The organism is Brevundimonas sp. GW821-FHT10E09 (genome assembly GCF_058809375.1).
This window is the reverse complement of record NZ_JBXASO010000006.1, coordinates 33593-52336: the sequence shown is the minus strand read 5'-3', so window position 1 is coordinate 52336 and position 18744 is coordinate 33593. Positions and strand designations below refer to the sequence as shown.

The window sequence follows — 18744 nt, the reverse complement described above, 5'->3', positions numbered from 1 at the left end:
GCTACGGCTCAAGCAACGCTATCTCCGTCAAAGGGAGACAACGCCATGAAGCGCCTCGCCATTCTCAGCCTCGCCGCCTCGACCCTCGCCCTGGCCGCCTGCGCCAGCCTGGCCCCCTACGGCGCCCAGCGCGCGCCGGGCGGGCAGGGCTATTCGGAGCAGAGGATCGAATCCAACCGTTACCGTGTCACCTACAACGGTGTCGGGGCGCCGGGCGCTGTCGCCGACTATGCGCTGGTGCGGGCCGCCGATCTGACCACGGACCAGGGCTATGACTGGTTTGAAGTGACTCAAAGCTGGACCGACGGCCGTCCCGGCGGCGCGGGCGGCGTGCGGCCCAGCGTCTCCATCGGCGGCGGATCCAGCCGATACGGCGGCTATTCGGCCTCGGGCGTCGGCGTGGGGTTGGGCCTGAACTTCAGCGGCCCCAGCCCGACCTCGACCTCGCTGGAGATCATCATGGGGCGGGGCCCAAAGCCCGACCGTCCGAACGCCTATGACGCCCGATCGGTCCAGGCCTCCATCCCGCGCTGATCAGCGCCCTCGCGTCAGGGCGCGGTATTCGACCAGCCGTTCCTTGTCGCGCCGCACCTGGTCGCCGACGGTGTTGTCCACGTCCAGCGACGCGTAGCGGACCCAGCCCTCGGCCCCCAGCTTGTCCTGGATCGCCTGGGCGGGCGTCTGCCAGCGGAAATAGGATAGCCAGGTCACGCCGCATGCCAGCAGGACGGCGATGATCTGAAGGATGCGGAAGCCGATCTCGTTGGCCGCCGGGGCGGGGAAGAATATGAAGACGATCAGCCAGATCACCAGCACGGCTGGCGTGGTGATCCGCCCGAACCAGCGCATCCAGTAGCGTTCCCGCCGCACGCGCCACAGCTCCATCTGGATGAACTTCTCCAGATACTCCATCCGCGCCCCGATCCACATGACCAGCCGGGTCAGATAGAGGGCGCGCTGGCCCCAGGCCTTGCCGTCCATCTGGTAGGTGGTCTCTGCCTGGTCCGACAGGGCGCGGGCGTTGGTGAACAGATTCTGCAGTTCCCGCGTCCGCTGCACGATCTCGCGCGACAGCTCGTAGGAATCGTTCTCCAGCCGGAACCGGTACTGGATGAACAGAATGGTCGAGACGCCGAAGAAGATCCCGCCCGTGACGAGCATGGCCAGGAGGCCCAGGCCCAGACCGGCCGGTTGCCCGCCGGCCCATTCGGCGAACAGGGTCGGTCCCATCTCGGCCAGGACGGCGAAGGCGATCAGGGCCAGGGCCTGGGTCAGCCGCTTGACGCCGACATGGACGCACAGGGCGCGGAAGATGCGTCGGCCATAGGCGTGAACCCGACCGCGGATGTCGCGGTCCGCCGGGAACCATTCTTCGATCTGGCGCGCGAACAGGACGTGGAAACGGTCCGGCTTCTTCTCGTTCTCCCAGAAGGGAAAGATATCGAGCGGCTGGTTGAAGTAGAGGTCGATATTCCCCGATATCTTGGCGATCGAGGCGTCGTCCAGGGTGAAATAGTCGCTCTCCTGAATGGGGCGCAGCACGCCTTCGTCGGACACGGCCGGGGTGTCGGTAGGCGTCGGGTTCGGCGGCGCGGCGCGCGCCGTCTCGGGCGCATCGGCGGGGACCAGATCGTGCGGCTGTTCGACCGACTGCGGTTCGGGTTCCGGGGAGGGCGGCGGCGACGTCATGGTCGGCGCGATCACCGGGCTCTGGCTGTCTTCCTGCGACATGACGTGGCTTCCCCCAACCCGCTGACGGTTCGCCTCGGATATCGCCGTTAACCCTGTCGCAGGGCAAGTGAAGTTTCAGTCAGACGGCCACGAACGCGCAGGATGCTTCGCTTTCGGCCAAGGCGGCGTATATAGCGCCGGATCATGACACGGTTTCTTCTCGTCGCCGCCGGGGGCGCGCTCGGTTCGATGGCGCGCTATGGCCTCGTCCTCCTGATGTCCCGGCTGACGCCCGGCGCCGGCTGGCCGCTGGCGACCTTTACGGCCAATGTGCTGGGCGGTCTGGCCATGGGGCTGCTGGTCGGCTGGCTGGCCTTCAGGGGCGACGCGCACCAGGAGACGATCCGCCTGTTCGCCGCCGTCGGCGTGCTGGGCGGGTTCACCACCTTCTCGACCTATTCGCTTGAGGCGGCGCTGATGCTGGAACGTCGCGACTACGGACTGGCTGCGGCCTATATCGTCGGTTCGGTGGTCCTGGCCGTCGTCGCCCTGTTTATCGGCATGGTGGTCGCCCGCCGCGCCTTCGGAGCCGCCATTTGACCGACCAGCCGCCCATCGAGGACGCGCCCAAGCGCGAAGTCCTGACCATCTACGTCGCCGAGGACGAGGACGGCATCCGCCTGGACCGCTGGTTCCGCAGGCGTTGGCCGCATCTGTCGAACATCCAGGTGCAGAAGATGGCCCGCAGCGGCCAGATCCGCGTGGACGGCGCCCGCATCAAGCCGGAAGGCCGCCTGACCGCCGGCGCCGCCGTGCGCGTGCCGCCGATCCCGGACGACACCTCGCGTCAGGCCGGGGATCTGCACACCCTGTCGGAACGCGACATCGCCTTCGCCAAGTCGCTGGTCCTTTATGAGGACGACATGGTGATCGCCATCAACAAGCCGCACGGCCTGGCGGTTCAGGGCGGCACCAAGACCAGCCGCCACGTCGACCGTCTGCTGTCGGCCTGGGGCGAGGGGATGGATCGTCCGCGCCTGGTCCACCGCCTGGACCGCGACACCTCGGGCGTCCTGTTGCTGGGCAAGGGGCCTGAGGCGGCCAAGCGTCTGGCCGGCGCCTTCGCCCGTCGTCAGGCCAAGAAGACCTACTGGGCCATCGTCATCGGCAATCCGAAACCCTATTCGGGCCAGATCGACATGCCGTTGAAGAAGACCGGCATCAACGACTTCGAGATGATGCGCCCGGCCGAGCGCAAGGACCCCAAGGCCGAGCCGGCCGAGACGGCCTTCAGCACGATCTCCCGCGCCTCGCACCGCGCCTCATGGATGGCCCTGCGGCCCTTCACCGGCCGGACCCACCAGCTGCGCGCCCATATGGCCGGGATCGGCCACCCGATCCTGGGCGATCCCAAATACGGGGATGAGAAATCCAGGGAGTTGTCCGGCCCGCTGAAGCTGCAGCTCCACGCCCGCAGCATCGAACTGGACCACCCGCGCGGCGGCCTGCTGAAGGTCACGGCGCCTCTGAGCCCCGAAATGAAAGCCGGCTTCGCCCACTTCGGCTTCTCCGAGGACGAGGCTGAGGACGATCCCTTCCTGGGCGTGAAGAGAATTCGATGAGCCATATCCCCCCGCTCGATCCCATGGTCGCCGCCCGCAAGGGGTTCCGCGAAACGCAGGAGACGGTGCGTCGCTTCTGGACGGCCGTCTCGGTCGGGCCGCATGCAGCCCATTCGTCTGAGGGGGGCGGCTGGGCCGTACTGCTGGACGGACGGACGCCCAAGACGCCGGCCAAGGCGCCGTTGGTGCTGCCGACCGAGGCCGCCGCCCGACTTGTCGCCGGGGAATGGGCGGCGCAGGGTGAGATCGTCCAGCCGTCGACCATGCCCGCGACCCGACTGGCCTCAACCGCCATCGACCGCATCGGCCAGGCGCGTGAGCCGGTGGCGGAAGAGATCGCCGCCTACGCCGGGTCGGACGTGGTCTGCTACCTAGCCGAACATCCGACGCCGCTGGTCGAGCGCCAGCGCCGTGAATGGGAGCCGTGGCGTGATTGGGCGGCGCGCGAGATGGGGCTGGCTCTGGAGCCAGTCGCGGGCATCGTGCATCGGCCCCAGTCGCCCGACGCCATCGCGCGGGTGAAGGCGCACGCGATGGCGATGGACGATTTCCGCCTGACAGGCCTTGCGACCGCCGTGCCGCTGCTCGGGTCGGCGGTGCTGGCCTTGGCCGTCGAGCAGGGCGCGCTGGCAGGCGTCGCGGCGTTTGAACTGTCGCGTATCGACGAACTGTTTCAGGAGGAGCAGTGGGGCGTGGACGCGGAAGCCGCGGAACGCACCGGGGCGCGTCGCGCCGAGGCGGAACTGCTGGACCGGTGGTTCAGGACGTTGGACTAGCCGTCGAGGCGGCGATGAGCGCGGCGCGCTCCTGATCGGTCAGGTGACGCCAGCGGCCCTCGGGCAGGTCGCCCAACTCCAGCGGGCCGATGCGAATACGGTACAGGTCCACGACTTCCAGCCCGACCAGTTCGCACATGCGGCGGATCTGGCGATACTTGCCCTCCGTCAGGACGAAGCGCAGGCGCTGGGGCTCGATTTGGGTGACGCGGGCGGGCTTGAGCGGCTTGTCGTTCAGCACGAGGCCGTGGCGCAGGCGGCTGAGCTTGGCTTCGGTGATCACGCCGTCGACGACGACCAGATATTCCTTGTCCAGTTCGGACGCCGGCCCGATCACCGCCTTGGCCACGACGCCGTCCGACGACAGCAGCAGCAGGCCGCGGGAGTCTTCGTCCAGCCGGCCTATCGGGGGCAATGAGGCGTCGCGCGCCGGTGTCTCGCCCTCGCCGATGCGGTTGGGGGTCTTCAGCAGGCGCACGGCGGGAATCTTGCCCGGATCCGGCTGGCCCGAAACGTAGCCGACCGGCTTGTGCAGAACCAGGGTCATGCCCGAGGCCAGGGCTTGCTGGGCCGTGTCGTTCAGCGTCAGCGTCTGGCCCGGCTCGATCTTGCGGCCCGCGTCGCTGATGGTCTCGCCGTCGATGGAGACCAGGCCTTCGGCGATCAGGCTCTCGGCTTCGCGGCGCGAACAGACGCCAGTCTGGCCCAGCCATTTGTTTACGCGGACGGGCTCGTCGCCGTCATAGGTGCGGGTGAAGGCCATCGGATTCCGTCGCTCGATCAATGCCGCTGTCTAGGGCCGGGCGCCGATGCGAGCAAGCGGGTCAAGGCCGTCAGGATCACTCTGCGCACATGCGGGGGTGTCCAAGGTTGATCCTGCCGGATTTTTCACTATATCAGGCGGCATTCCACAAACGATCCAGAGTGCGGGACGACCATGGTCGGACCCGTCGATTTTCGTTTTTCTGGTTCTTCGTGTCGATGGTTCGGCGGCCTTTGTCGCAGAATCTCGATGTTTATTGAAACCCTAGAAGGAGACGTCTTGTACGCTCAAAGCAAATCTTCCGCCGGACCCCGTCGCACTGGTTACAACCGTCCCGTTCCGACCCGGCTGCGCATGGGACTGGTGATGCGACGTGACATGGAATTCGGCGAACTGGGCGACGTCGAAGGGGCGCTGCGGGCTGAAGGCGTGGGCCTGGCGCCCATCTCGACCGGCGACGCCAGCCTGATCACCGGCGGCGTGACCGTTCTGGCGACGGCGACGGCGACCGACATCGTCGAGGGCCGTCTGAAAGGCCTGGTCGTGCCCGGCGGGTCGCAGGACGAGGCCGGCCTGGCCGCCGTGCGATCGCTGATCGACCTAGCGCGCGCCCATGATCTGCTGGTCATCGCCTTCGCCGACGGCGTCGCCGTTGCGGCTGAAAGCTTCGGCGTGACGGTCGAGGCCCAGGGCGCCCTGTTCAAGGACGGCAAGACGACCTTGCTGAACGAGCGCGCCCAGCTGTCGGCCGCCATCGGCGCGCTCTGAAATCAGACGCTTCTGAACAGCAGGGTCAGGTTGTTCGACGGCATCGGAGCCCGGCGCGTGGCCGGAAGGCCATGCGACCGGGCCAGAGCCTCGACCGCCGCGCGGTCCCGCAGGCCCCAGGCCGAGTTTCGCGCCTTCAGACTCTCGTCGAAGGCGGCGTTCGAGGCCGCCAGCGGAACCTCGGCCTCTCGATAGGGGCCATATAGAACCAGCAGACCGCCGGGGCGTCGCAGGACCCGACCGGCCAGATCCATCAGCCCCTCGGTCGCCGACCAGGGGCTGATGTGCGTCATGTTCGCACAATAGACGACGTCGAACCGATCTTGCGGCCACGTCGCCGGATCGGCGGCGTCCACCGACAGGGGCGGGCGCAGATTCGACGGGCCGGCGCGCCGCCAGGCCGAGAGGCTGTCGCGCGCCTGGGGGCTGGGATCGCTGGGCGTCCAATCCAGACCGGACAGGGCCGAGGCGAAGGCCAGGGCGTGGTCGCCCGATCCGCCCGCAATCTCCAGCACCCGCCCCCGCGCCGGCAGATGCGTCCGCAACACGTCCAGGATGAAGGCGGCGTTGCGCTGGGCCGCAGGCGACGACAGGGCGCCCGCAGGCAAGGCGTCGAGGTGATCCAGGGTCTGCATGGCTTTCTCTTAGACGTCCGGCACGGGGAAGGGGAAGAAAGCCAGGGTGCGGTTTTCCCCTGAGCGGGGCGCCAGCTTGCCGGAAAGTTAAGCGATCGTTTATGTCTGTCATCGACGTTAAGCGATTGGCAACCACGATGCGGCGCGCAATTCATATCGGACTGTTCATCGGCACCGTGCTCGGCCTGTGCGCCTGCGCGTCGCAATATGACGCGAACGGACGCCCGGTTTCCGGCGCCTATGGCTCGATCGAGCCCGGCCGGGCGGGCTGACACGCAAGGAAAGCGTGGCGCAAAGCGCCGCCGTGCTCTAGTGTCTTTGCGCGGACGCCGTCTGTTGCGCCGCGTTGGTCTCCAAAAACCCCTAGATGTTACTCATCGCTATTGTCGTCGTTCTGCTCCTGGTGGTGCTCAACGGCCTGTTCGCCATGACCGAGTTGGCGGTCGTTTCCTCCCGGAGATCCAAGCTTCAGAGCCGGGCGGAGAAGGGGGATCGCGGGGCGCGCAAGGCGCTGAAACTGGCCGAGGAACCGACCCAGTTCCTGTCGGCGGTCCAGGTCGGCATCACCCTGATCGGCATTCTGGCCGGCGCCTACGGCCAGGCGACCATCGCAGGCGAGTTGGACCGGATCCTCGAGACCAGTTTTCCGGCGCTGGCCGCCTATACCGAAATCTTCTCCACGGCCCTGGTCGTGGTCTGCATCACCTATATCTCGCTGATCGTCGGCGAGTTGGTGCCCAAGCGTCTGGCCCTGATCTTCCCCGAGACCATCGCGGCCAAGATGGCGCCGCCGATCTCGACCCTCGCGATCGTGCTGAAACCCTTCGTGCTGCTGCTGACGGCCTCGACCTCGGGCATCCTTAAACTTCTGGGCGTCAAGGATCGCGATGGCTCGGACGTCACCCAGGAAGAGGTCGCGACCATCCTGGCTGAAGGCACCTCGGCCGGTCTGATCGAGCCCGAAGAACAGGTGATGATCGAGGAAATCCTGCGTCTGGGCGACCGCCCGGTCCGGGTGGCCATGACGCCGCGCCACGACGTCTTCTGGATCGCCCTGGACGATCCCGAATCGGTGCTGCGCGAGGAAATCCGCACCTGTCCCTATTCGCGTATCGTGGTGGCGCGCGAGAGCGACGTCGATAATCCCCTGGGCGTGGTCCACAAGAAGGACCTGCTGGACGCCTTGCTGACTGACGGACGTTTCGACATCGAACCCCTGGTGGCCGAACCGGCCTTCATCCCCCAGTCGACCTCGGTGCTGAAGGCGCTTGAGATCCTGAAAGGGTCCAAGGTCCACATGGCCTTCATTGTCGATGAGTTCGGCGCCTTCGAAGGCGTTGTCACTGCGACCGACATCCTGGAAATGATCGCCGGCGACTTCAACGAGGGTCACGACGAGGAACAGGCCTGGATCCATCAGCGCGCTGACGGCAGTTGGCTGGTCGACGGCCAGACGGACCTGGACGATCTGGCTGACACCCTGGGCGAGGACTTCGGCGAACACGACGGCTTCCACACGGTCGCCGGTCTGATTCTGCACCAGCTGTCGCGCGTGCCGGATGAGGGCGAGGTGGTGCAGGTCGGCCGATTCGAGGTCGAGGTCGTCGATATGGACGACCGCCGCATCGACAAGCTGATCTTCAAGGAACTGATCCAGGCCCAGGACGAGCGGGCCGCCATTGCGGCGCATCTGGAAGACTAGTCACAAGTGTCACATCGCCCTTGAAATGCGGGGCGGTGTCGGGCATACGCCCCCCTCTGGCGAACGCACGGACCCGAGGGTTCGCGCGATTGTCTAGGAGTTTAGCTCAGCTGGTAGAGCACCGGTCTCCAAAACCGGGGGTCGTGGGTTCGAGTCCCCCAACTCCTGCCAATCCCCCCTGTCGCTTCCGGATGGGACTTCCCATCTGGGGCGACAGGAACAATTGTGTGAAGAGCAACTGATGGCCAAGGCCAAATCTCCCGGCAAGCGGCCCCAGGCGGGCGCAAAGCCCCAGACTGCTGCGGCCGCCGCCGCCATCACCATCGATGCGCCCGCGCCCAAGAAGCCGCGCACCAGCCCCAGCGACTTCTACAAGCAGGTCATGGCTGAGGGCCGCAAGATCGTGTGGCCCAGCCGCAAGGAGACCTGGATCACTTCGGTGATGGTCTTCATCATGGTGGTCATCGCCGCGATCTTCTTCTGGGTGGTCGACACCGGTCTCGGTTTCGCCTTCCGCTACATCATCGCTCTCGGATCCTGAGAAAGACGCGCCCATGACCGATGCAGCGCCCGCAAAGCCCGCCAATCCCCGCCACAAGTGGTATATCGTCAACGCCTATTCGAACTTCGAAAAGAAGGTCGCCGAACAGGTGCGTGATCAGGCCAAGCAGCAGGGCCTGGAAGACGCCTTCTCCGAAATCCTGGTTCCGACCGAGGACGTCGTCGAGATCCGTCGTGGGCGCAAGGTGAACTCGGAACGCAAATTCTTCCCCGGCTATGTGCTGGTGAAGATGGAAATGACCGACCAAGCCTATCACCTGGTCAAGAACACGCCGAAGGTCACGGGCTTCCTGGGCGCCGCCGGCGGCACAAAGCCCCTGCCGGTCTCGGAACGTGAAGTTCAGAACATCATCGGCCAGGTGGAAGAGGGTGTCGAACGTCCGAAGCCCACCATCCGCTTCGACATCGGCGAGAAGGTCAAGGTCATCGACGGCCCGTTCGCCAGCTTCGACGGTTCGGTCGAGAGCGTGGACGAAGAACAGGCCCGCCTGCGCGTCGCCGTGTCCATCTTCGGCCGCGCCACGCCGGTCGAGCTGGAATACGCTCAGGTGGAGAAGGTCGCGGGCTGACGCTCAGGCGCCTGTTGAGATTTGAAGCCGCGTCCGAAAGGGCGCGGCTTTTTTCGTTTCGCCTCCCCATGCGCTGAGGCGCCTGTCCTCCCCATTGGCCTTCGCCGACGGGGAGGTGACGCCGCCCGTTTGCCTTTCCGTCCCCCCTCTGTTACACGCGCGCCTTCGCTCGGCGGGCCTAGGCCTGTGGAGCGTCAAATCCGTGGGAGGCAGCCATGCCGCACCACGGCTCACCGGCCCGCCGTTAAGTCGTCGGGTCATTCATAGGAGAGACCAATGGCCAAGAAGATTCTCGGCTATATCAAGCTGCAAGTGCCGGCCGGTTCGGCCACGCCTTCGCCCCCGATCGGCCCGGCTCTGGGTCAACGCGGCGTGAACATCATGGGCTTCTGCAAGGAGTTCAACGCGCGCACCGAGAAGGAAGCCAAGGGCACCCCACTTCCGACCGTCATCACCGTCTATCAGGACAAGTCGTTCACCTTCATCACCAAGACGCCGCCGGCAACCTGGTACCTGAAGCAGGCCACGGGCCTGAAGTCGGGTTCGAAGCTGGTCGGCCGTGAAGTCGCCGGCAAGATCACGCAGGCGCAACTGCGCGAGATCGCCGAAAAGAAGATGAAGGATCTTAACGCCAACGACCTCGACGCGGCGGCCAAGATCATCGAAGGCTCCGCCCGCGCGATGGGCCTCGAAGTGGTGGAGGGCTAAACCATGGCCAAGCAAACCAAGGCTCAAAAGGCCCGCACCGGCGTCACCCAAGACCTGCTGCCGTTCACCGACGCCATCAAGCTGGCCAAGGAAAACGCCAAGTCGAAGTTCGACGAATCCCTTGAGATCGCCGTCAACCTGGGCGTCGATCCGCGTCACGCCGACCAACAGGTCCGTGGCGTTGTGAACCTGCCGTCGGGTACGGGCCGTGACGTTCGCGTCGCCGTCTTCGCCAAGGACGCCAAGGCCGCCGAAGCCACCGCAGCCGGCGCCGAACACGTCGGCGCCGAAGATCTGTACGAAAAGATCGCCGGCGGCTTCATGGAGTTCGATCGCGTGATCGCGTCGCCGGACATGATGGCCCTGGTCGGCCGTCTGGGTAAGGTGCTGGGCCCGCGCGGCCTGATGCCGAACCCGAAGGTCGGCACCGTGACCCCGAACGTCGCCCAGGCCGTCAAGGACGCCAAGGGCGGCGCCGTCGAGTTCCGCGTCGAGAAGGCGGGCATCGTCCACGCCGGCATCGGCAAGGTCTCCTTCACCCAGGACGCCCTGGAAGCCAACGTGAAGGCCATCGTGGACGCCCTGGTGCGTTCCAAGCCGGCCGGCGCCAAGGGCACCTATGTGAAGCGCATCAGCCTGTCTTCGACGATGGGCCCGGGCTTCAAGGTCGACCCGGCCTCGCTGGGCGCCTAAGCGCTCGACGTTCCAGAATGATGAAGGCCCCGGAGAGCGATCTCCGGGGCCTTTTTCTTGATCGGTGTCTGTCGCGTCAGTAGGCGGCGGTGAACCGGGCGTGGCTGTGTTTGTGCTGTTCCAGTTCGTCCACCATGGCGATGGCGTAATCCGCGAAGCTGATCTTGCTCTCGCCCTTGTCGTCGGTGATCAACTGGTCCCCGCCCGTTCGGAAGGCCCCCAGACGCGGCCCCTCCTCGATCAGGGCAGGCGGAGAGAAGAAGGTCCAGTCGATCTGGGTCTCGCCGCGCAGATCGTCCAGGAAGGCGACGCCGGGCAGGGCGTAGGGCTTGAACGCCTCGGGGAAGTCCGGGGTGTCGATCAGACGCACGCCCGGCGCGACCTCCAGACTGCCTGCGCCGCCCGTGACCAGCAGTCGGGGCACGCCGGCTGCCTTCAAGGCGGACAGCAGGGTTTCGGCCGTGACGTCATGATGCAGGGCGCTGATCACTGCGTCTGAGCCCTTGATGATCTCCGCCAGGGCGGCGGAGTCGGAGGCGTCGCCCGCGACCGGGGTGACGCCGGACAGGGCAGGGATGGCTTCGGGCTTGCGGGCGACGGCGACGACGGCATGACCGCGCGCGGCCAGTTCCTTGGTGATTTCCGAGCCGGCGCGACCGCTGGCGCCGAGGACTGCGACTTTCATGGATGATCTCCTGTGGTATCCAACGGGTACCAGGTGTTATGAAGTGCAGCATGTCACAAGAAGGCACTTTACTCTCATCTGGTCACCCGGCGGAAACCCGTCCGCCCGACGTCTATTCGGCCGCTTGCCCGACGCGGCAACTGCTGGATCGGGTCGCCGACAAGTGGACGACGCTGGTTCTGACGCTGCTGCGGGACGAACCGATGCGGTTCAACGCCTTGCGTCGGCGTGTCGAGGGCGTTTCGCAGAAGATGCTGAGCCAAACTGTCCGCCAGCTTGAGCGGGACGGACTGGTCACCCGCACGGTGACGCCGACCGTGCCGGTCTCTGTCTCCTACGCCCTGACGCCGCTGGGCGGCACACTGGTCGATGCGCTCCAGGCCATGATCGATTGGGCCGAGGACAATATGGCCGAGGTCAGCAAGGCTCAGACCGCCTATGATGAAAGGCGGCTCGGCTGAACTTTCCGGACGCGGAGCGGTTGACGGAGCGACGTAAACCGCGTTTTGCAAGCCGCGCCGGACGGGGATAGAGAATGGCCAAAGCCGCGAAACGCACAGGCCGGTCGGAAACGCGTCAGGTCGCCGCCCTGCCGTGGCGACGCGGCGAGGCGGGTCTGGAAATCCTGATGATCACATCGCGCGAAACGCGGCGCTGGGTCATTCCCAAGGGCGGTCGTATGGCCGGAAAGACCGACGCCGAAGCGGCGGCCCAGGAAGCGCTGGAGGAGGCGGGCGTTCGTGGTCCCATAGACGACGCGACCATCGGTCATTTCCGCTATGCCAAGATCGTTCGCAGCGGTGATCTGAGACGCCATGTCGTCGCCGTCTATCCGATGGAGGTGGTGCTGCAACTGGGCGATTGGCCCGAGGCGCACCAGCGCGATCGGCGCTGGATGACGCCTGAGGCGGCTGCGGACAGCGTTCACGAAGCCGACCTCGCCCTGCTGATCCGCGACTTCGCCGCCACGCCACCGAGCGATTGAGCAACCGAGAGGCGATTCCCTCTGGCCACCTGCACGCCGTGCTCGGATAAGAAGGGCAAGGGGGACGATATGCGTATCATTGGGCTTTTGACGGTTGCGGCTCTGTTCGGCCTGTTTGCGGTCGGACCTGTCGCAGCGCAAGATCGCGGCCTGGCTCAGCGGACGGCGCTGGCGGAGCGGGTTATCCGACTCTCGGCCGGGCCGAACTTCACCAAGGTCATGGAGGCGATGATCGCGGACCAACTGGCCAAGGCGGACACGGAGGGGCAGGGCGCCGAGGAAGCGGCTTGGCTGCGGAGTAATGCGCCGCGCATGCTGACCGCCATGGTCGATGACATGATGGCGGACATGGTCCCCCACTACGCGTCGACGTTCACAGTCGAAGAGCTGGAGGCCCAGATCGCCTTTTATGACAGCCCCGTAGGCCGCCAGGTCGCGACGAAAACTCTCCAGCTAAGCGCGGTGATGAACGAGATCACTATCGAACATCTGACGGCCTTCACCGAAGACTTGATGACCAAATATTGCGCCCAATTCGACTGCGAGACGGGTGGCCAAACAGGGCGCAAGTCCGGGCGCCGGTAAGCCTCAGCCGTCCAGTTCGGGATAGCGACGGAATATGCCGTCCTCGTTGAACGGGATGCGGCGGTCGCTCTTTAGATAGGTGCTGACACGGGGCAGAGCGGCGACCCTGTCGCGGACGGCGACAATATGCGGCGTGGTGTTGAGCACGGCTTCGGTCGCCTTGGGGAAGGCATAGCGCAAGCCCTCCACCACCTGGAACAGAGACAGATCGGCATAGGTGAGATGGTGGCTGACCAGCCAATCCGGGCCGGAGGGATTGGCTATGAGGACCTGTTCGGTCCAGCGCAGGAATTTCCCGATTCGCTGCTCCCGGAAGGCCTTGGACCGGCGGGCGGCCTCGGATTTCTGCTCGTCGTAGTAGGCCATCAGATCGACCGGGTGGTGGGTGTCGTGGGCCTCGGCGACCAGGTCGGCGAAGGTCAGCTGAATCTGGTTCAGCCAGGCGCGGTCGCTGTCGCCGTTCGGGCTGAGCCCCAGCTGCGGACCCAGCCAGGCCAGGATGGCGGCCACCTGACCGACGGTGCGATCCCCCAGGCGCAGGAAGGGCGGGGCGAAGGAGGGCGTGGCTGCGGTCTCCATCAGCGTCATCATCGCCTTTCCATTGTCCTGGCGCGAGACATCGACATAGTCCGCGCCGGCGGCTTCGAGCGCCAGGCGGACGAACTCGCCTCGCCCCTGGATTGTGGGCCAGTAGTAGAGTTCATAGGCCATGCGCTCGGCTCCTTGATTTCCTGTTGGGCTCCCTGTATGAGCGCCGCTTCCCGTCAGAGGTTCAATCCTTTGACGGTCCTGTCCGAGAACTTCGGGGCGTGGGGGGCACCCAGGCCATAACTGTCAGAGAGCCCTCTGACGCCGTGGGGAGATGGGGACGCGACCTAGCGCTGTCAGCCCGCATTCCGGGACGGACGCCGTCAGACGCATCCTTCGGACAATACGACCGGCCTGAACGCTTCGCAGCGATGCGCGGCGCTTTGGCCAATCCGTCGTCGGGAATAAGCCCGGCGGCGAATGCCAAGACTGGAGACCGCAATGGACCGCGCACAAAAGGCCGAGTCGATCGAGACGCTCAAGGGCGTATTCGCCGACGCCGGCTCCGTGGTCGTGACCCACAACCTGGGTCTGACCGTTGCGGAAATGGAAGATCTGCGCGGCCGTCTTCGTAAAGAAGGCGGCGCGTTCAAGGTGGTCAAGAACCGCCTGGCGCTGAAGGCGCTCGAAGCCGAAGAAGGCAGCGACTACCACGGCCTGTTCAAGGGTCCCGTGGGCATCGCATACGCCGAGAACCCCGGTACGGCCGCCAAGGTCGCCACCGAGTTCGCCAAGGCCAATGATCGTTTCAAGATCATCGGCGGCTTCATGGGCGAAACCGTCGTCGACGTGAAGGGCGTGGAAGTTCTTTCCAAGCTCCCGACCCTCGACGAGGTCCGCAGCCAACTCATCGGCCTGCTCAATGCGCCCGCGACCAAGATCGCCGGCGTGCTGCAAGCACCCGCCGGTCAGCTGGCTCGCGTGTTCAACGCCTACGCCACCAAGGAAGCCGCGTAAGCGGCACAGCCTTTCATCTCTGCATCACTCCCTAATCCCAATCCTCCGAAGGAAAACTGACAATGGCTGACCTCGCCAAGATCGTCGAAGACCTGTCCGCTCTGACCGTTCTCGAAGCTGCTGAACTGTCGAAGCTGCTTGAAGAAAAGTGGGGCGTCAGCGCCGCTGCCCCCGTCGCCATGGCCATGCCGGCCGGTGGCGGCGCTGCTCCGGCTGAAGCCGCCGAAGAGCAAACCGAGTTCACCGTCGTCCTGATCGACGGCGGCGACAAGAAGATCAACGTGATCAAGGAAGTCCGCGGCGTGCGTTCGGACCTGGGTCTGAAGGAAGCCAAGGACCTGGTCGAAGGCGCTCCGCAGAACGTCGTCGAGAACGTCTCCAAGCAAGCCGCCGACGAAGTCGCCAAGAAGCTGACGGAAGCCGGCGCCAAGGTCCAGATCAAGTAAGATCTGACTTTCGGCATTTGCTGAATATCGGAAAGGCCCGGCGGGAAACCGCCGGGCCTTTTCTTTTTGGGCCTATCGCGCTTCGCGCTGCTTGAGGCCCGTGGGCGGCGCTACGGCTGGGGCTTGGTCTGTATCAGTTCTGCGGGCGTGTCCGCGCGGCGAAGAAGGCCCACATGGCTTCGTTGTCGGCGACCCAGCTGTGGCCGCCGTCGCGGGTGATGCGGCCGACGACCTCGGCGCCGGCTCGGCAGTCGGCGTAGCCTTCCTCATAGACCGAGGCCGAGACCCAAAGCGTCGGGCGTGTCGTGGCGCAGCCGTTCAACTGGGCCCAGCGCTGCTCGGCCGCGTGCATCGTATAGCTCCAGTAGGGGGCGCCCCCGCCCTGGATCGGATTGGTCGTGTCGGCGTCGCCGGCGAAGGCGATGACCGGCATGGGGCGGGACGGCCGGCAGGTGGCCGCATCGGGCCGTTCAGGCGAGCCTTTGCGAGGGTTGCCCGCTCGCAGGCCGACGACCGGCGCGATGGCGGCGAAGCGGTCGGCGGCCACGCAGCCCAGCCAGGACGTCATCCGACCGCCGCCCGACAGGCCCGTGGCGTAGACCCGGCTGTCGTCGACGCAGCCCTGTGAAGCCAATTCCTCGACCGTCTCCACCAGGAAGCCGACGTCGTCGGCGTCGTCTGGACCCGGCACGTCGCCTGTGATGGTCGGCACGCCGGGGACGTTCCAGACGAAGCCCCGGTCGACCGGGATGCCCGCGTCGGGGGCGGCGACGATGAAGCCGTGCCGGTCGGCGGTCTCGGCCAGTTTGGAATCTCTCAGGATCGCCGCGCCCGTGCCGCCGCTGCCGTGCAGGACGAAGACAAGGGGAGCGGGCCGAGCGGGGTCGAAGCCGCGCGGAACATGGATCTGCACCGTACGCCGGTCGGGACCGAAAGCGACGCTGCGGGTGGCGCCGGGCTCGCCGATCACGCAGTCGGCCTTGGCGATGGACGCCAGTCCAAATGCGCCCAGTCCGAACGCCAAGGCTCCGAGCCAATGTCTCATGCCGTGTGTCTCCCTGTGTACTGGCCGCAGCGTGAAGCGATTCCTGGATGCGCCACACAGGCCGGTCGCCGACCATTGGAGGGATCGGTCTGGCTTCCCATTTGTTAGGCCTGAAAAGGAGATCCCCCACATGAAGATCCTGACGGTTCTGACCTCGCACGATCAACTCGGCGACACCGGCAAGAAGACCGGCTTCTGGCTCGAGGAACTGGCTGCGCCCTATTATGCGATGAAGGATGCGGGCGCGGAGATCGTCCTGGCCTCGCCCAAGGGCGGTCAGCCGCCGCTGGACCCCAAGAGCGACGACGCGGACGCCCAGACCGAAGACACGCGCCGATTCAAGGCCGACGCCGAGGCTCAGGCCGCCCTGGCCGCGACTGTCGAACTGGCCTCGGTGAAGGCCGATGATTTCGACGCCGTCTTCTATCCCGGCGGGCACGGGCCGTTGTGGGACCTGGCGAACGACGCCGACTCCATCGCCCTGATCGAGGCCTTCGCCAAGGCGGACAAGCCGACTGGCTTCGTCTGTCACGCGCCCGGCGTGCTGAAGTCGGTTCATGGGCCGGACGGCAAGCCGCTGGTCGAGGGTCGCAAGGTGACGGGCTTCACCAACTCGGAAGAGGAGGCTGTGGGCCTGACCGAGGTGGTGCCCTTCCTGGTCGAGAACGTCCTGAGCGCCAACGGCGGCGACTATTCCAAGGGGCCGGACTGGGGGTCGTATGTCTTGGTCGACGGCAAGCTGGTGACGGGGCAGAACCCGGGCTCGTCGCGTGAAGCGGCTGAGGCCCTGCTGGGGTTGTTGAAGGGGTGATGCTCACCTCTCCGCGCGCGAAGGCGCGTGGGGAGGACAGATCGCGGTAGCGATCAGGAGGGGGCGACTCCGACAGTGGGGATGACCCCAAGAGCTTCAGCCACCGAGTCGCCCCCTCCTGGCGCTCGCTGACGCTCCCGCCTGTCCTCCCCGCCGGCCTTCGCCGACGGGGAGGTGTCCCGTCTAGCGCCGACGCGGAGCGAGGATGTCCGACAGGCGGTCCGGTGTGCCCTCGATCCGTTCCAGGCGCGGATAGCGCAGGCCGTCGCGGTAGTCGAAGGCGACGGTGCGGAAGCGGTCGCCGGACTTGATCAGCAGTTCGAGCGGGGCGTCGGTCCCCTTGGCGGCGGTGACGGCGTTGCGCAGCACCTCGGCCGAACCGGCCTTGCCGTTGACGGCGACCAGGCTCCAGCCCGCGCCGATGCTCTGCTCGAAGGCGGGACCGCCCCAGCGGACGTTGGCGATCTTGTCGCCGGCCAGGGTGAAGCCCAGCGAATACTGGAAATCGTTGGCCCAGCCGGTGTTGACGGCCTTCTCGTCGGCGGTGGGGGTGTCCGTATAGATCAGGCGCCAGCCGCCGCGCTCGATCCCCGCCAGGGGGGCGCGGGCGTCGGGGCCGACGGCGTCGAGCCGGTCGCGCAGGAAGGTCGCCCAGTCATGCGGGTGGACGGCGTTCAGGGCGGCGACGACCTGATCGAAGGTATAGCCCTGGGGCGCCCAGGAGCCGTCGTCATGGCCGAAGAAGCCCTTGGCGAAATCGTCGAGGGACTTGCGGCCGTTGGTCTCGGCCCGGATCAGGGTGTCGGCGTCCAGCCAGACCAGCAGGCTTTCCCGGTAATAGTCGCCCGTGCCGCGCATCCACGAGGGGTACTGGCCGGGGACGCGGTAGCCGAGGAGGTTGTGGTTGTTGGTGTCCTGCAGCGCGCGCCACTGACGGCCCGGCTGGTTGTCGTAGAAGGCGGCGACATTGGCCAGGGTAGCCAGGGCGACGGGCTTGGAATGAAGGCCGGCGCGGGCGGCCAGGACGTCGCCCCAATATTCGGTCTGGCCCTCATAGACCCACAGCAGGGTGTTCTGGGTCGGGACGTTGTGGTTGGCGGTCAGTTCATCCGCCGGGCGCATGAACTTGCCGTTCCACGAGTGGGTGTACTCGTGCGGCAGCAGGCCGCGGTCGCCGGCGCTCTTGGACCAGTCGGTGAAGAAGCCGGGGGCGCCTGTGTTCTCGGAGCTGCGGTGATGCTCAAGGCCGATGCCGCCCATCTGGTCGGTCAGGGCGAACAGGAACTCATAGTTGTCGAAGTGGCGGGCGCCGAACAGGCGGTCGGCCTGCTGGACCATGTTCTCGTAGAGCTTCAGCTGCTCGTCGGTGGCGGCGAGGCCCTTCTCCTCGTCGGCCAGCAGGTTCAGGTGAACCCGGTCGCCGGTGGGGTCGATGTCCACGCGGCGGTAGTGGGCGCCGGCGAACATCGGACTGTCGATCAGGGTGTAGAGGTCGGTCGTCTCGAAGGCGGCGACGTCGCCGTTCCGGGACTCCGTGGTCAGGGCCGTGCCGTACTTCCAGCCAGAGGGCAGGGCAACGGAGGCGGCGACCGGGATCTGGCGGCTGTAGTAGCCGGCCGGATAGAGGATGGCCTTCTCCCACTGCAGATTGACCATGGCCGGGGTCATCAGGACGCGCCAGTTGGAACTGTCCGGCTGGGTCAGCTGCTGGAAGGCGACGTCGATGCTGGTCACGCCGGCGGGGATGTCGAGATGGAAGGCGTAGGGCTCGAGGGTGTCGCGCAGCCACTCGATCCGCTGTCCGTTCGCCGTGACCGTGAGGCCGGCCAGCAGTTGGATCGGGCCGGTGTCGGCGTGGTTGCCCGGCAGGTATTTCGGATAGAGCAGGGTCAGGGGACCGGGGCCGGCGACGGGTATGGTCTGGCTGACGCGGATGATGCGGCGGTCGAGGTCGGTGATGTCGGCCCGGTACTGGATGACGCCAGGATAGGGGGTGTCGGCTGGGGCGGGGATGGCCGGCTGAGACCGGGGCAGGGCCAGGGCGGCCTGGGTCGGGTCAGTGACCACCGGCGTGGACTGGAAGTCCTGGGCCAGGGCCGGGGCGGCGGTCATCAAGGCGGCGAGGCAGGCGGCGGCGGTCAGGCGGGTACGCGGCATCAGATCATCCGAACGGG

Annotated in this window: 24 protein-coding genes and 1 tRNA gene; 18 read left to right on the top strand and 7 right to left on the bottom strand. The window is 66.3% G+C overall.

Translation table 11 applies throughout. The features are described from left to right. The first annotated feature begins 45 nt into the window (after nt 1-45). Nucleotides 46-534 carry a CC0125/CC1285 family lipoprotein gene (locus AC1RSI_RS07230; protein ID WP_040349454.1) on the top strand — a complete coding sequence of 163 codons (489 nt, stop codon included), beginning with the start codon at nt 46-48 and terminating at the stop codon, nt 532-534. Here AC1RSI_RS07230 and AC1RSI_RS07225 read toward each other — a convergent pair whose 3' ends face one another. Further along, complete coding sequence (locus tag AC1RSI_RS07225; RefSeq protein ID WP_291755714.1) at nt 535-1731, bottom strand: hypothetical protein; 1197 nt, start codon at nt 1729-1731, stop codon at nt 535-537. Between the two features lie 144 nt (nt 1732-1875). On the opposite strand from AC1RSI_RS07225, the gene crcB reads away from it, so the two are divergent. From crcB to AC1RSI_RS07210, 3 genes are read left to right on the top strand one after another with little or no spacing between them, the layout of a single operon-like run. Continuing rightward, nucleotides 1876-2271 (top strand): fluoride efflux transporter CrcB, encoded by a 396-nt coding sequence (gene crcB, locus AC1RSI_RS07220; RefSeq protein WP_008263747.1) that lies wholly within the window; start codon nt 1876-1878, stop codon nt 2269-2271. Then, nucleotides 2268-3293 (top strand): RluA family pseudouridine synthase, encoded by a 1026-nt coding sequence (locus AC1RSI_RS07215; RefSeq protein ID WP_154726448.1) that lies wholly within the window; start codon nt 2268-2270, stop codon nt 3291-3293. Before crcB ends, AC1RSI_RS07215 begins: the two co-directional genes overlap by 4 nt. Continuing rightward, entirely contained in the window at nt 3290-4069 is a 780-nt protein-coding gene (locus AC1RSI_RS07210; protein WP_035308158.1) for an ATP12 family chaperone protein, read from the top strand. Before AC1RSI_RS07215 ends, AC1RSI_RS07210 begins: the two co-directional genes overlap by 4 nt. Here the strand turns inward: AC1RSI_RS07210 and AC1RSI_RS07205 are convergent. Beyond that, on the bottom strand, nt 4053-4832 hold the full coding sequence (locus AC1RSI_RS07205) for a pseudouridine synthase (protein ID WP_035308156.1): 780 nt from the start codon (nt 4830-4832) through the stop codon (nt 4053-4055). The genes AC1RSI_RS07210 and AC1RSI_RS07205 overlap by 17 nt on opposite strands. A gap of 366 nt (nt 4833-5198) precedes the next feature. Between AC1RSI_RS07205 and AC1RSI_RS07200 the strand changes: the two genes are divergently transcribed. After that, on the top strand, nt 5199-5600 hold the full coding sequence (locus AC1RSI_RS07200) for a hypothetical protein (protein WP_035308171.1): 402 nt from the start codon (nt 5199-5201) through the stop codon (nt 5598-5600). A 2-nt stretch (nt 5601-5602) separates the two neighbouring features. Here the strand turns inward: AC1RSI_RS07200 and AC1RSI_RS07195 are convergent, their stop codons facing one another. After that, complete coding sequence (locus AC1RSI_RS07195) at nt 5603-6235, bottom strand: DUF938 domain-containing protein (RefSeq protein ID WP_447941531.1); 633 nt, start codon at nt 6233-6235, stop codon at nt 5603-5605. 101 nt (nt 6236-6336) lie between these two features. On the opposite strand from AC1RSI_RS07195, the gene AC1RSI_RS07190 reads away from it, so the two are divergent. The 7 genes from AC1RSI_RS07190 (at nt 6337) to rplA (ending at nt 10468) form a co-directional block, all read left to right on the top strand. After that, on the top strand, nt 6337-6507 hold the full coding sequence (locus AC1RSI_RS07190) for a hypothetical protein (protein WP_154726450.1): 171 nt from the start codon (nt 6337-6339) through the stop codon (nt 6505-6507). A gap of 95 nt (nt 6508-6602) precedes the next feature. Next, nucleotides 6603-7937, top strand: a complete 1335-nt coding sequence (locus AC1RSI_RS07185; protein WP_196066388.1) for a hemolysin family protein — start codon at nt 6603-6605, stop codon at nt 7935-7937. Nucleotides 7938-8032: 95 nt separating this feature from the next. Next, nucleotides 8033-8108: transfer RNA gene (locus AC1RSI_RS07180), tRNA-Trp, on the top strand. A gap of 70 nt (nt 8109-8178) precedes the next feature. Next, complete coding sequence (gene secE, locus AC1RSI_RS07175) at nt 8179-8478, top strand: preprotein translocase subunit SecE (RefSeq protein WP_008264085.1); 300 nt, start codon at nt 8179-8181, stop codon at nt 8476-8478. 13 nt (nt 8479-8491) lie between these two features. Next, entirely contained in the window at nt 8492-9067 is a 576-nt protein-coding gene (gene nusG, locus AC1RSI_RS07170; RefSeq protein ID WP_008264196.1) for a transcription termination/antitermination protein NusG, read from the top strand. Nucleotides 9068-9343: 276 nt separating this feature from the next. Next, entirely contained in the window at nt 9344-9775 is a 432-nt protein-coding gene (rplK, locus tag AC1RSI_RS07165; protein WP_008259841.1) for a 50S ribosomal protein L11, read from the top strand. A gap of 3 nt (nt 9776-9778) precedes the next feature. After that, on the top strand, nt 9779-10468 hold the full coding sequence (gene rplA, locus AC1RSI_RS07160; RefSeq protein WP_008260414.1) for a 50S ribosomal protein L1: 690 nt from the start codon (nt 9779-9781) through the stop codon (nt 10466-10468). Nucleotides 10469-10544: 76 nt separating this feature from the next. On the opposite strand, the gene AC1RSI_RS07155 is transcribed toward rplA, so the two are convergent. Continuing rightward, nucleotides 10545-11153 carry an NAD(P)-dependent oxidoreductase gene (locus AC1RSI_RS07155; protein ID WP_154726451.1) on the bottom strand — a complete coding sequence of 203 codons (609 nt, stop codon included), beginning with the start codon at nt 11151-11153 and terminating at the stop codon, nt 10545-10547. Nucleotides 11154-11203: 50 nt separating this feature from the next. Here AC1RSI_RS07155 and AC1RSI_RS07150 point away from each other — a divergent pair, with 50 nt between their 5' ends. The 3 genes from AC1RSI_RS07150 (at nt 11204) to AC1RSI_RS07140 (ending at nt 12723) form a co-directional block, all read left to right on the top strand. Further along, nucleotides 11204-11614 (top strand): winged helix-turn-helix transcriptional regulator, encoded by a 411-nt coding sequence (locus AC1RSI_RS07150; protein WP_154726452.1) that lies wholly within the window; start codon nt 11204-11206, stop codon nt 11612-11614. A 74-nt stretch (nt 11615-11688) separates the two neighbouring features. Beyond that, nucleotides 11689-12138: an NUDIX hydrolase gene (locus tag AC1RSI_RS07145; RefSeq protein WP_154726453.1), complete on the top strand. Its 450-nt coding sequence runs from the start codon at nt 11689-11691 to the stop codon at nt 12136-12138. A 69-nt stretch (nt 12139-12207) separates the two neighbouring features. Further along, nucleotides 12208-12723, top strand: coding sequence for a DUF2059 domain-containing protein (locus AC1RSI_RS07140; protein WP_291755694.1), 516 nt, complete (start codon nt 12208-12210; stop codon nt 12721-12723). 3 nt (nt 12724-12726) lie between these two features. Here AC1RSI_RS07140 and AC1RSI_RS07135 read toward each other — a convergent pair whose 3' ends face one another. After that, nucleotides 12727-13434, bottom strand: a complete 708-nt coding sequence (locus AC1RSI_RS07135) for a glutathione S-transferase (RefSeq protein ID WP_008263625.1) — start codon at nt 13432-13434, stop codon at nt 12727-12729. Nucleotides 13435-13752: 318 nt separating this feature from the next. On the opposite strand from AC1RSI_RS07135, the gene rplJ reads away from it, so the two are divergent. After that, nucleotides 13753-14268 carry a 50S ribosomal protein L10 gene (rplJ, locus tag AC1RSI_RS07130; protein WP_008264370.1) on the top strand — a complete coding sequence of 172 codons (516 nt, stop codon included), beginning with the start codon at nt 13753-13755 and terminating at the stop codon, nt 14266-14268. Nucleotides 14269-14330: 62 nt separating this feature from the next. Then, nucleotides 14331-14714, top strand: coding sequence for a 50S ribosomal protein L7/L12 (rplL, locus tag AC1RSI_RS07125; RefSeq protein ID WP_008259470.1), 384 nt, complete (start codon nt 14331-14333; stop codon nt 14712-14714). A 133-nt stretch (nt 14715-14847) separates the two neighbouring features. Here the strand turns inward: rplL and AC1RSI_RS07120 are convergent, their stop codons facing one another. Further along, a complete protein-coding gene (locus AC1RSI_RS07120; protein ID WP_035308144.1) occupies nt 14848-15759 on the bottom strand; it encodes a CE1 family esterase in 912 nt (303 codons plus the stop codon). 130 nt (nt 15760-15889) lie between these two features. On the opposite strand from AC1RSI_RS07120, the gene AC1RSI_RS07115 reads away from it, so the two are divergent. After that, a complete protein-coding gene (locus AC1RSI_RS07115; protein ID WP_008263932.1) occupies nt 15890-16570 on the top strand; it encodes a type 1 glutamine amidotransferase domain-containing protein in 681 nt (226 codons plus the stop codon). A 183-nt stretch (nt 16571-16753) separates the two neighbouring features. Here the strand turns inward: AC1RSI_RS07115 and AC1RSI_RS07110 are convergent, their stop codons facing one another. After that, nucleotides 16754-18727, bottom strand: coding sequence for a M61 family metallopeptidase (locus AC1RSI_RS07110; RefSeq protein ID WP_035308141.1), 1974 nt, complete (start codon nt 18725-18727; stop codon nt 16754-16756). Nucleotides 18728-18744 lie beyond the last annotated feature (17 nt).

What these genes read in the sequence shown, in the direction of transcription:
- AC1RSI_RS07230 (WP_040349454.1), top strand. Translation starts at nt 46, where the DNA reads ATGAAGCGCCTCGCCATTCTCAGCCTCGCCGCCTCGACCCTCGCCCTG.
- AC1RSI_RS07225 (WP_291755714.1), bottom strand. Translation starts at nt 1,731, where the DNA reads ATGTCGCAGGAAGACAGCCAGAGCCCGGTGATCGCGCCGACCATGACG.
- crcB (WP_008263747.1), top strand. Translation starts at nt 1,876, where the DNA reads ATGACACGGTTTCTTCTCGTCGCCGCCGGGGGCGCGCTCGGTTCGATG.
- AC1RSI_RS07210 (WP_035308158.1), top strand. Translation starts at nt 3,290, where the DNA reads ATGAGCCATATCCCCCCGCTCGATCCCATGGTCGCCGCCCGCAAGGGG.
- AC1RSI_RS07205 (WP_035308156.1), bottom strand. Translation starts at nt 4,832, where the DNA reads ATGGCCTTCACCCGCACCTATGACGGCGACGAGCCCGTCCGCGTAAAC.
- AC1RSI_RS07200 (WP_035308171.1), top strand. Translation starts at nt 5,199, where the DNA reads ATGCGACGTGACATGGAATTCGGCGAACTGGGCGACGTCGAAGGGGCG.
- AC1RSI_RS07195 (WP_447941531.1), bottom strand. Translation starts at nt 6,235, where the DNA reads ATGCAGACCCTGGATCACCTCGACGCCTTGCCTGCGGGCGCCCTGTCG.
- AC1RSI_RS07190 (WP_154726450.1), top strand. Translation starts at nt 6,337, where the DNA reads ATGTCTGTCATCGACGTTAAGCGATTGGCAACCACGATGCGGCGCGCA.
- AC1RSI_RS07185 (WP_196066388.1), top strand. Translation starts at nt 6,603, where the DNA reads ATGTTACTCATCGCTATTGTCGTCGTTCTGCTCCTGGTGGTGCTCAAC.
- secE (WP_008264085.1), top strand. Translation starts at nt 8,179, where the DNA reads ATGGCCAAGGCCAAATCTCCCGGCAAGCGGCCCCAGGCGGGCGCAAAG.
- nusG (WP_008264196.1), top strand. Translation starts at nt 8,492, where the DNA reads ATGACCGATGCAGCGCCCGCAAAGCCCGCCAATCCCCGCCACAAGTGG.
- rplK (WP_008259841.1), top strand. Translation starts at nt 9,344, where the DNA reads ATGGCCAAGAAGATTCTCGGCTATATCAAGCTGCAAGTGCCGGCCGGT.
- rplA (WP_008260414.1), top strand. Translation starts at nt 9,779, where the DNA reads ATGGCCAAGCAAACCAAGGCTCAAAAGGCCCGCACCGGCGTCACCCAA.
- AC1RSI_RS07155 (WP_154726451.1), bottom strand. Translation starts at nt 11,153, where the DNA reads ATGAAAGTCGCAGTCCTCGGCGCCAGCGGTCGCGCCGGCTCGGAAATC.
- AC1RSI_RS07150 (WP_154726452.1), top strand. Translation starts at nt 11,204, where the DNA reads ATGTCACAAGAAGGCACTTTACTCTCATCTGGTCACCCGGCGGAAACC.
- AC1RSI_RS07145 (WP_154726453.1), top strand. Translation starts at nt 11,689, where the DNA reads ATGGCCAAAGCCGCGAAACGCACAGGCCGGTCGGAAACGCGTCAGGTC.
- AC1RSI_RS07140 (WP_291755694.1), top strand. Translation starts at nt 12,208, where the DNA reads ATGCGTATCATTGGGCTTTTGACGGTTGCGGCTCTGTTCGGCCTGTTT.
- AC1RSI_RS07135 (WP_008263625.1), bottom strand. Translation starts at nt 13,434, where the DNA reads ATGGCCTATGAACTCTACTACTGGCCCACAATCCAGGGGCGAGGCGAG.
- rplJ (WP_008264370.1), top strand. Translation starts at nt 13,753, where the DNA reads ATGGACCGCGCACAAAAGGCCGAGTCGATCGAGACGCTCAAGGGCGTA.
- rplL (WP_008259470.1), top strand. Translation starts at nt 14,331, where the DNA reads ATGGCTGACCTCGCCAAGATCGTCGAAGACCTGTCCGCTCTGACCGTT.
- AC1RSI_RS07120 (WP_035308144.1), bottom strand. Translation starts at nt 15,759, where the DNA reads ATGAGACATTGGCTCGGAGCCTTGGCGTTCGGACTGGGCGCATTTGGA.
- AC1RSI_RS07115 (WP_008263932.1), top strand. Translation starts at nt 15,890, where the DNA reads ATGAAGATCCTGACGGTTCTGACCTCGCACGATCAACTCGGCGACACC.
- AC1RSI_RS07110 (WP_035308141.1), bottom strand. Translation starts at nt 18,727, where the DNA reads ATGCCGCGTACCCGCCTGACCGCCGCCGCCTGCCTCGCCGCCTTGATG.